Consider the following 9,723-nt stretch of genomic DNA (forward strand, 5'->3'; position numbering starts at 1 on the left):
TGAAGTAGTGAACGTGTTTCAAGGAGATGTCGTGGAAATCACGGATACTGGGCAAGTGAGGATTCTTCATAAATCCTCCGGAGCGGAAGGTCTCTGCTCAAACTTGAAGGTTTTTGTAAAGATTGTTTCCGTAAAAGCCCTCGTTGAAGTTATCTCACCCGCTCTAAAGAGCAGGAAGAACTCTTCCGGCAAGCTTCGGAACACCTGACACACTAAGGAGCAGGAGAAAATTCAAGGTTCGGGTTTTATTAAAACGTGTTCCCCGGAGGCCCTCCCTGACCTTTCCGGAGACTTCTTGGAGATTCCGTTAATATGAAGTATGTCAAATCGGTCGCAGCCTCTGGTTAATCACAACCCCAGACGGTCGCTGATCCCGCACATGGCCTCCAAACTTATGGAAATGAATTCATCGAGGCTGATCCCGATCTGTTCGCACAACAGTATGTGATCCCTGTTAACGGAACGAGCGAATTCTTTGGCTTTCATCCTCTTTTTTACTGACTTGGGCGCCACGGAGGCGACCTTCTTGTCCGGATAGACCAGAGCTGTTGCGGAGATCATGCCTGTTATCGTCTCCGCCGCGGTAAGTGCGAAATGTATGGGCTCTTGGCGTGTCAGACCTAGATTCTCTGCGTTGTGATATTTGATTGCCTCTACTATCTCCGGGTCTACCCCTCTTTCAACGAGAATCTGCTCGGTCACCAAGGTGTGGCGTTCCATACGGTCGCGGGTTTCATTGTAATCAAGGTCGTGGAGAAGCCCCACCAGTGCCCACATTTCGGGATCTGCGCCGAATCGCGGAGCCAACGCCCTCATGATGGCTTCCGAGGCAAGACAGTGCTTTCGCATACTTTCCGACTCGAGGAACTGTTCCATAAGGGCCTGGGCTTGTTCGTGGGAGATGCCCCATTTAGGCTTTTGAGCTTCGTGTTGTGTCATTTTCTACCTTTTGGTTCTTCAAGTTTACATCAGATTCAGAGAGGAACAACATTTTTTTGGCAGTGATCGTCCACTTTCGCGGGAAAAATCACTCTGCCGCCATTGGCGCCAACTTGCCGGTCATCTCGGCCGGAGGCCCGGGGGAATCCCGCGGCACGCTGGATGCCTGCTATGTTTCCTTACAGGGAGTAAATGGGTCCCAAGATCAATATCTGTCGAGAAAAATTACGAGATAGTGTGGTAGAATAATCGGAATCGGGGAGGACGACAGAATGGCCTTGAAACGAAGAATCCCGGCTAAAGAAGTTGTGACCGATATCCGAAGCGGTATGTCCAATTCGGACTTGATGGATAAATATCAACTTTCCATGAAGGGGTTGATGAGTGTTTTCACGAAGCTAATAGAAGCCGAGTTCTGCACCAAAAAGGAACTTCTCTTCCGGATGCCTCCCGGGGATGACACCGCGGACCTGGACGAGATGCGAGACATAGCCCGATGCTATCCCGTAGTCAGACTTCCTGTTATCGATTTGGGGGATCTGCGGTCCGAAGGATATGTAAGGGACCTGACGGAAAAAGGAATACAGGTTGCCGGTGTTCGGGCAAAAGTTGGCGACAAAAAGAATTTCTTGATTCAAGCGGATTCGTTTGCGGCAATTCTTCCGTTTACGCTGGAAGCACATTGCAGGTGGGTGAGAACCGATTCAAAGTCCGGCATTACGCTTTCCGGTTATGAGATAGCCGGTATCTCCGAAACCAACCTCGAATCCCTTCGGAAGGCTGTAGGTGTATTTACCTTCTGTGATGAAAAAAATGAGCATTTATAGGAGACATAATAGTGTCCCTTTGCGTTAGGGGAGCCAAGGCAGCAACATTTGAGGAAAAGAACTTGCGACCGCTACCCCCTCCGGGCGTCAATTGGGGCTGATCGGACTGTCCTGTCATTCGTTTAAATTGTTGAATCGTGGTAGGGGGACATGAAACTTTCCGAAAAGTATAATCTCGGATTCACGGGCCGAATTGTTGAGGCATTCCTCGTTTCCAAGCTGCCGGTCATATTTATCATCGCATCTCTTCTTGTGGGAGCAGCGGCTCTGGTTCTGACCCCGCGCGAAGAAGAGCCTCAGATAGTGGTTCCTGTGTTAGACGTGCTCATCAACTTTCCCGGCGCGTCCGCGCAGGAAGTGGAGAACCTGGTAACCATAAATCTCGAACGAAAGCTCTGGGAAATCGACGGGGTCGAATATGTTTATTCCGCCTCGCGGCCCGGATCGGCCGTAGTTACCGTTCGGTTCTACGTGGGCGAAGACAGGGTTGCCAGCCTCCTGAAAACTCACAGTAAAATCATGTCCTACGTAGATCAGGTTCCGCCCGGTGTAACCGGATGGGTTGTCAGGCCGGTCGAAATTGACGATGTCCCTATTGTCACTTTTGCGCTGTACAGCTCGATTTACTCTGACTATGAATTAAGGCGGGTTGCCGACGAACTCCTCCACAGGATTCAGAGCATACCCGACACAGGACGAGCCTACGTAGTCGGTGGACGCAAACGGCAGGTAAAGGTGCTCCTCCACCCTGAGGAAATGGCTTCAAGGCAGATCTCGGCGCTGGAGATTGAGAGGGCCCTCAAAGGGGCCAATGTCAACTTTCGAGCCGGGTCCATGGACCAGTTGAACCGGGAAATACTGGTCGATGCCGGCCCTTTCATAAAGTCCGTGGACGAGGTCAGGGAGCTTCTGGTCGGAGTGCATGCAGGACGCCCTGTATTTCTGAGGGACCTGGCGGAAATCGTTGACGGCCCGGAAGAGCCGGAAAGCTACACCCGCCTGACTTTCGGTCCGGGGGCTTCTCGTGACCCGGAAACCCGCGGACTGGAAGCCGCTGTGCAGGGAAAGTCTTACAACCAGGTTACGATTGCCGTTGCCAAAAGAAAAGGGACCAACGCGGTTCAGGTGGCTGAGGGCCTTGTCAAACGCGTGGCTGAACTCAAGAAAGCCGTCGTGCCCTCGGACGTCAACTTCCTCGTCACCAGAGACTACGGCAAGACCGCGGATGAAAAGGTCAACGAACTGGTAAAACATCTCGGCATTGCTATCATAAGCATTATCGCTCTTCTAACGGTGATGCTCGGGTGGCGCGAAGCAATGATCGTGGCGCTCGCCGTTCCCATGACCTTGGCAGTTACGCTCATGGCAAATCTGCTCGTGGGATACACCATAAACAGGGTGACTCTCTTTGCCCTGATTCTGTCCCTCGGCCTACTCGTGGACGACCCGATCGTTGACGTTGAGAATATCCACCGCCACTTCAGAATGAAGACCCATCCTCCGCTGGATGCAACCCTCTTAGCGGTGGACGAGGTTCGTCCGCCGACTATTTTGGCTACTCTGGCGGTAATAGCGTCGTTCATTCCACTATTTTTCATAACCGGCATGATGGGGCCTTACATGCGCCCTATGGCCCTGAATGTGCCCATAGCCATGCTCATGTCTCTGGTTATAGCTTTCACGGTGACCCCTTGGACGACGTATCACGCGCTGAAGCGCACGTATGATGTCGATGAAAAGCCCTACGATTTCAAATCGGGCCCTATTTACCGTGCTTATCAAAGAATCATTGTCCCGTTCCTTGACAGTCCTCGTAAGAGCTACTTTTTCCTTGCCGGAGTTGTGGTCGCTCTATTTGCTTCGGTACTGCTCGTGGTAGTAAAACTGGTGCCCGTCAAGATGCTCCCTTTTGACAACAAAAACGAGTTCCTGGTGCTAGTGGACATGCCGGAAGGCACAACGCTTGAAGGGACCGCCAAGGTAGTGGCGGATCTGGAATCGTACCTGGCAACAGTCAACGAGGTTCGCGATGTTGAGTCGTTTGTGGGAATTGCATCGCCTATAGATTTCAATGGCATGGTCAGACAATACTACCTGCGCAGGGGGAGCAATTACGCGGACATACGCCTCAATCTCCTGGACAAACATGAAAGGAAATACCAGAGCCACGCGATTGTCCTCCGAATCAGGCCGGACATCCAAAGAATCGGCGCAATGAACGGAGCGAACGTGAAAATAGTGGAGGTCCCTCCGGGACCTCCGGTGTTTTCGACATTGGTCGCTGAAATATATGGGCCGCCAGGGGCCTCTTACGGCGAATTAATCGCCCAGTCCCAGGGGATTCGCAAGATCATGGAGTCAACAACCATGGTGGTTGACGTGGATGATTCGGTTCAGGCTCCTCAGATGCAATATAACTTTGTCGTTGACCGTACCAAGGCGGGCCTTCATGGGATCACAGAAGAAGAAATCGCCAAGTCCGCGGCAATTTTCCTGGGTGGCGAATCTCCCTCCGCGGTCCATGATGATTCGGAAAGGAAGCCTCTGGAGATCAATCTCCGCCTTCCAAGGTCCCTGCGCTCCCGGGTTGAAGATATGGGGCCGATTCGTGTCAAATCCGCTGACGGGTCCATGATACCGTTTAATGAACTTGGGGCCTTGCAAGAAACCCTTGTGGACCAGACGATATACAGAAAAAACATGGAACGGGTGGTCTTCGTCACAGGCGAGATGGCCGGTCGCAGTCCGGTGGAGGCCATATTCGATCTACAAACGGCGCTGGAGACGACCCCTCTCAAGGAAGGATTCAAAGTCAATTTGGCCGGCGAAGGAGAATGGAAAATTACGCTTGAGGTCTTCCGCGACCTGGGACTCGCGTTCGCAGGAGCGCTTATATTGATCTATATCTTACTGGTTCAGCAGACTCAGTCTTTCGTAATTCCCCTGGTCATTATGGTGGCCATACCCCTTACGATGATCGGCATTCTACCCGGCTTCGCTTTTTTGAACGCGACTTTGGCGCAGATGGTCGGCAGGTATCCCGACTCCATCTTCTTCACCGCTACAGGCATGATAGGTATGATCGCCCTTGCCGGAATCGTCGTGAGAAACTCCATCATATTGATTGACTTCATTCACATGCGGACAGCCGCGGGCCTGGACCTCAAGCAGGCGATAGTAGAGTCCGGCGCGGTGAGGTTCACCCCCATTCTTCTCACGGCAGGAGCTGCTATATTCGGCTCATGGGTCATCACACTGGACCCGGTCTTTTCGGGGCTCGCGTGGTCTTTTATCTTCGGGATCTTCGCTTCCACCTGCTTCACGCTTGTGGTTGTCCCCATAATTTACTATTTGATTTACAAACGGAAGCATACGGCTCCTTAAATTTTTTCCTTCTGTTTAGGATTGCAGAAAATCGAGTCAATGGTTAGTCTGTATGTAGCGACAAACCATGCGTCCGCCTGCGCACATGCTATAAACCGGTTAACATCGAATTTGAGGACCTCCGTGCCGGCCGGTTCCTGACGCGGCTTGCCAATTAGAAAGGGGAAAACGTATGATAAGCGACAAAATTCAGCAGGCCTTTAACGAGCAGATCAACAGGGAATTGTATTCCGCATACCTCTATTTGTCCATGGCGGCCTATTTCGAGTCGATCAACCTCAAGGGCTTCGCCAACTGGATGAAATGCCAGGTCCAAGAAGAGATGCTTCATGCCATGAAGTTCTATAACTTCGTCAACGAACGCAATGGCACTGTAGTGCTGGCCGCTTTGGAGGCCCCGCCGACCCGTTGGGATTCGCCTATTGTTGCGTTCGAAGACGCCAATTCCCATGAACGGAAAGTCACGAGTATGATAAATAATTTGGTGGATCTTGCCATTGAGGAGAGAGATCATGCTTCCAACGCTTTCCTGCAATGGTTCGTCACCGAGCAGGTCGAGGAAGAAGCGTCCACCGAAGAAGTGGTCCATAAATTAAAACTTGCAGGCCATGACGGCAGCGGGCTCTTCATGATAGATCAGGAATTGGCTGCCAGGGTATTCACAATGCCGGCCGCTCCGAGTGGCGAGTAAATCAAAGACAGGGGCCGCTGACGCTGCGTCGGGCAGCCCGAATTGACTACAGGAGGATAAGATGGCAGGGAAATTGGAAAAATCTATGGCAATGTTGGCTACTGCACTTGAAAAGGAACAGAGAGGTCGCGACTTCTATCGAGACGCAGTCTCGAAGTGCTCCAACCAGCTCGGCAAGGACATCTTCAAAACCCTTATGGAAGAAGAAGGAATCCACATAAAACGGGTGAAGATGATCTATGACTCGCTTCACAGCGGCAAGGCGTGGTCCGCAGAATGGAAATCCCTTCAGGGAACCAACGAGAAGCTGCAGGAGCTTTTCCGAGAGCGAATGGTGAAACTGGGGCCAAAAGTTAAAACCGAAAGCGGCGATGTGGAAGCGCTGGATGTCGGCCTGGCCATGGAGCAGGGAGCCATAGATTTCTATGGAGAAGAGCTGGAAAGGGCCACTGATCCCATCGAGCGGGACTTCATCTCGTGCATGATCGCCGAGGAGCATATACACTACGAATCCCTTGCCGACATGAAATTCTATCTGACGAATCCCGAATCTTGGTTTGTCGAACACGAGCATCACGTGCTGGACGGGGCCTGATTCGCTGCAATGAAGAGCCCTGTGCAAGCCCGAACCGGATTATTTCGTTCCGGTTTGTCCGCAGACCTTTTTTCCCAAATAAGTCTGCGGCCCTACCCTTTCGAGAACTTGCGATATGGAGGACCTTTTGAGAAGTGACATTTTGAAAACAGGCCTGGTTCGAGCGCCTTCCCGAGCGCTTCTGAAAGCCATGGGCCTCACCGACGAAGAGATGGCCCGCCCCCTCATCGGGATAGCAAATTCCGCCAATGAACTGGTGCCGGGGCATATTCATCTGGATCTCATTGTGGGCGCTGTGAAGGCGGGAATCAGAATGGCCGGAGGAACCCCTCTGGAATTCTCGACCATCGGGGTTTGCGACGGACTCGCTATGGGACACATGGGGATGAAATACTCTCTTGCCAGCCGAGAGCTTATTGCAGACTCCGTTGAGATAATGTCCGTGGCCCATCCTTTTGACGGCCTGGTGTTGGTCCCGAACTGCGATAAAGTAGTCCCCGGAATGCTCATGGCCGCTCTGAGGCTCAACATACCCGCGGTTGTCGTCAGTGGCGGGCCGATGCTTGCGGGCAGGTTCAAGGGCAAGAAAGCCGACGTGATCACCGTTTTCGAGGCTGTGGGAAGAGTGAAAGCCGAGGACATGACCCTGGAAGAGTTGGCCGAATTGGAAGAAAAGGCCTGCCCCGGTTGCGGGTCATGCGCTGGTATGTTCACGGCTAATTCCATGAACTGTCTTACTGAGGCGCTTGGACTCGGCCTGCCCGGTAATGGGACCATTCCCGCGGTGGATGCGGCTCGAATCCGGCTCGCCAAGCAAGCGGGCATGAAGGTCATGGAGCTTGTGGAACGGGACATCAAGCCGAGGCAAATAGCTACCCCGGAAGCTTTCCGAAACGCCATAGCCGTGGACATGGCACTTGGATGTTCCACCAACACGGTCCTGCACGTTCCGGCCATAGCCCGTGAGGCAGCCATAGCGATCGATCTGGAACTGTTCGACGAAATCAGCAGACGCACTCCTCATATTTGCTCGCTTTCCCCAGGTGGGCCTCATCATCTGGAGGACCTTAACGCGGCAGGAGGGGTCCACGCGGTACTGAAGGAACTCGTCACCGGAGGTCTCGCCAACCCGGATGTAATGACCGTCACCGGCAAAAAACTTGGCGAAAACATCAAAAGTGCGGCCGTGCATGACACCGAGGTAATCCGGCCTCTGGACAATCCTCACAGCCCATTCGGCGGAATAGCCATTATGCGAGGGAACCTGGCGCCGGACGGAGCGGTGGTAAAGCAGTCCGCAGTGGCGCCCGCCATGCTCAAGAATACAGGCAGAGCGAGGGTGTTTGATTCGGAAGAGAAGGCCGTCGAGACCATACTAGGGGGAGGCATTCAGCAGGGAGACATAGTTGTCATTAGGTATGAAGGGCCGCGCGGTGGGCCCGGAATGCGAGAAATGCTGAATCCTACTTCAGCGCTGGCGGGCATGGGTCTCGACCGATCAGTTGCTCTTATAACTGACGGCCGATTCAGTGGAGGCACTCGAGGCGCCGCGATAGGGCACGTTTCGCCTGAAGCAGCTCACGGCGGCACAATTGCCCTGGTTCAAGACGGCGACGAGATTACCATAGACATTCCGGCAAAAACTATTAACCTGAACGTATCCGAAGAAGAGCTTGCCACGCGGCGCTCCAAGTGGAAGCCCCCGGCGCCCTCGATAACCCACGGCTACCTGGCTCGGTATGCGACCCAGGTCAGTTCCGCGGCCCAAGGGGCGGTGCTGAGGTGAGCTGACACGAGCTGTGCTTGCACCAGAGGCCCGACGCCCATTTAGGATCTTTTTGATGATTGCCCAAAGTACCATAGAAGAAGCCGTTCGTAGATTGGTACAAACAGCGGAACCGATACTGATAATTCTGTTCGGATCTCATGCAACTGGACAGGCTACAGAAGAGAGTGACATTGATTTGTTGGTGGTCGAAGACGAAGTCAACAATAAAATTCAGGAAATGGTTCGGCTCCGAGGCGTGCTGAGAGGACTAAATATATCTGTGGATTTGCTTGTCGTCTCTAAGCAGGAAGTCGAGGATTGGGGGCATCTGCCAGGCAGCGTGCTCTATTGGGCGTTGAAAGAAGGCACGGTTCTGCATGAAGCAACCGATAGACTTGGCTAGAAAATTCATGAGCCTTGCATATAGGGATCTCGAGGTTTTTCTGCTTCTAACCAGGGTTGAATCTATCTCCGATGAGTCTGTGGGGTTCCATGCTCAACAAGTGGTGGAGAAGTGCTTGAAGGCTGTTCTGGCGTACCACAGAGTTGAAGTACGGAAAACGCATGACCTGGGGAAACTGATAGATGTGCTCGGAAAAAATGGTCTGCCTAATCCACCCGATCTGGACATTCTTGAGACCTTAACTCCATATGCGGTCTTGTTCCGCTATGACTTTCTGGAATCCTGCGAGCTGGATAGAGCCAGCATCGGGGCACACCTCGAACGAGTCATAGCCTGGGCAGAGAGCCAATTAGGGGGTCCCCAGTAGCATTTCACGCCGGAAGGGTGGGTTGTTATCTCCCATATACTTGGGCTGCGTGGCATTGCCATGAAAAGAAGCCGTAAACTGGAAGAACAATTCATGGCGGTGGCCTTGCAGCTGGCCCAGAGGGCTGGTGAAAAGGGCGAAACACCTGTCGGAGCGGTGGTCGTTCATGGCGGCGAAATCATAGGCCGCGGGTACAATAGAGTCGAGGCGGAGCAGGACCCGACCGCACACGCGGAGATCATCGCGCTGCGGGAGGCCGCGCAAACTCTGGGTGACTGGAGATTGCTCCATACGACCCTTTATGTTACATTGGAGCCGTGTATAATGTGCGCAGCCGCCCTGCTTCACGCGCGTGTGCCGCGTCTGGTTTTCGGAGCAAGGGACAATCGTTGGGGAGGAGTGGGCAGTTTGTTCGACTTTTCCCATGACCCCAGGATCAACCACGAAATCGAAGTGGTCTCAGGAGTCATGGAAAAGGAGTCTGCGGAACTCCTGCAACGGTTCTTCAGGGGGTTGCGACAGAACAGCCGCTGATGCCGATGAACTGCGGAGGGTTGGCGTTCTGTAGGATGGCACCGGGGAGCATCCAGCGCGAACTCACCGCCGGCGGAGAGATGCCCGAGAGGCCGAAGGGGGTTGACTCGAAATCAACTGTGTCCTTGTGGCACCGGGGGTTCGAATCCCTCTCTCTCCGCCACACCCTTCCTAAAAACAACACATTACAAAAAAACACTCTGCACAAAGTTTTC

General features: G+C 53.1%; 10 protein-coding genes and 1 tRNA gene. 10 read left to right on the forward strand and 1 reads right to left on the reverse strand.

The genetic code is table 11. The features are described from left to right. Positions 1-31 precede the first annotated feature (31 nt). On the forward strand, positions 32-208 hold the full coding sequence (locus HY913_09160; GenBank protein ID MBI4963434.1) for a hypothetical protein: 177 nt from the start codon (positions 32-34) through the stop codon (positions 206-208). Between the two features lie 140 nt (positions 209-348). On the opposite strand, the gene HY913_09165 is transcribed toward HY913_09160, so the two are convergent. Continuing rightward, the gene (locus HY913_09165; protein MBI4963435.1) at positions 349-939 is read right to left on the reverse strand and encodes an HDIG domain-containing protein; all 591 of its coding nucleotides are present in this window, start codon (positions 937-939) and stop codon (positions 349-351) included. 272 nt (positions 940-1,211) lie between these two features. Here HY913_09165 and HY913_09170 point away from each other — a divergent pair, with 272 nt between their 5' ends. From HY913_09170 to HY913_09210, 9 genes are all read left to right on the forward strand, one after another. Then, on the forward strand, positions 1,212-1,766 hold the full coding sequence (locus tag HY913_09170) for a hypothetical protein (protein ID MBI4963436.1): 555 nt from the start codon (positions 1,212-1,214) through the stop codon (positions 1,764-1,766). A gap of 150 nt (positions 1,767-1,916) precedes the next feature. Continuing rightward, the gene (locus HY913_09175) at positions 1,917-5,150 is read left to right on the forward strand and encodes an efflux RND transporter permease subunit (GenBank protein MBI4963437.1); all 3,234 of its coding nucleotides are present in this window, start codon (positions 1,917-1,919) and stop codon (positions 5,148-5,150) included. 172 nt (positions 5,151-5,322) lie between these two features. Next, on the forward strand, positions 5,323-5,841 hold the full coding sequence (locus HY913_09180) for a ferritin (protein MBI4963438.1): 519 nt from the start codon (positions 5,323-5,325) through the stop codon (positions 5,839-5,841). 61 nt (positions 5,842-5,902) lie between these two features. Next, positions 5,903-6,436, forward strand: a complete 534-nt coding sequence (locus HY913_09185) for a ferritin family protein (GenBank protein ID MBI4963439.1) — start codon at positions 5,903-5,905, stop codon at positions 6,434-6,436. Positions 6,437-6,563: 127 nt separating this feature from the next. Beyond that, the gene (gene ilvD, locus HY913_09190; protein MBI4963440.1) at positions 6,564-8,222 is read left to right on the forward strand and encodes a dihydroxy-acid dehydratase; all 1,659 of its coding nucleotides are present in this window, start codon (positions 6,564-6,566) and stop codon (positions 8,220-8,222) included. A 55-nt stretch (positions 8,223-8,277) separates the two neighbouring features. Next, entirely contained in the window at positions 8,278-8,607 is a 330-nt protein-coding gene (locus tag HY913_09195) for a nucleotidyltransferase domain-containing protein (GenBank protein ID MBI4963441.1), read from the forward strand. Continuing rightward, the gene (locus HY913_09200; protein ID MBI4963442.1) at positions 8,582-8,974 is read left to right on the forward strand and encodes a HEPN domain-containing protein; all 393 of its coding nucleotides are present in this window, start codon (positions 8,582-8,584) and stop codon (positions 8,972-8,974) included. Before HY913_09195 ends, HY913_09200 begins: the two co-directional genes overlap by 26 nt. Positions 8,975-9,034: 60 nt before the next feature. Next, on the forward strand, positions 9,035-9,508 hold the full coding sequence (tadA, locus tag HY913_09205) for a tRNA adenosine(34) deaminase TadA (GenBank protein MBI4963443.1): 474 nt from the start codon (positions 9,035-9,037) through the stop codon (positions 9,506-9,508). Positions 9,509-9,582: 74 nt separating this feature from the next. Further along, a tRNA-Ser gene (locus HY913_09210) sits at positions 9,583-9,671 on the forward strand. Positions 9,672-9,723 lie beyond the last annotated feature (52 nt).

It is taken from the genome of Desulfomonile tiedjei, assembly GCA_016212925.1.
In the GTDB taxonomy this organism is placed as follows: Bacteria; Desulfobacterota; Desulfomonilia; order Desulfomonilales; family Desulfomonilaceae; genus JACRDF01.

Bases quoted from the DNA above. Each gene is read 5' to 3' on its own strand.
- HY913_09175 (MBI4963437.1), top strand. From the start codon at position 1,917: ATGAAACTTTCCGAAAAGTATAATCTCGGATTCACGGGCCGAATTGTT.
- HY913_09180 (MBI4963438.1), top strand. From the start codon at position 5,323: ATGATAAGCGACAAAATTCAGCAGGCCTTTAACGAGCAGATCAACAGG.
- HY913_09200 (MBI4963442.1), top strand. From the start codon at position 8,582: ATGAAGCAACCGATAGACTTGGCTAGAAAATTCATGAGCCTTGCATAT.
- HY913_09195 (MBI4963441.1), top strand. From the start codon at position 8,278: ATGATTGCCCAAAGTACCATAGAAGAAGCCGTTCGTAGATTGGTACAA.
- HY913_09165 (MBI4963435.1), bottom strand. From the start codon at position 939: ATGACACAACACGAAGCTCAAAAGCCTAAATGGGGCATCTCCCACGAA.
- HY913_09170 (MBI4963436.1), top strand. From the start codon at position 1,212: ATGGCCTTGAAACGAAGAATCCCGGCTAAAGAAGTTGTGACCGATATC.
- HY913_09185 (MBI4963439.1), top strand. From the start codon at position 5,903: ATGGCAGGGAAATTGGAAAAATCTATGGCAATGTTGGCTACTGCACTT.
- tadA (MBI4963443.1), top strand. From the start codon at position 9,035: ATGAAAAGAAGCCGTAAACTGGAAGAACAATTCATGGCGGTGGCCTTG.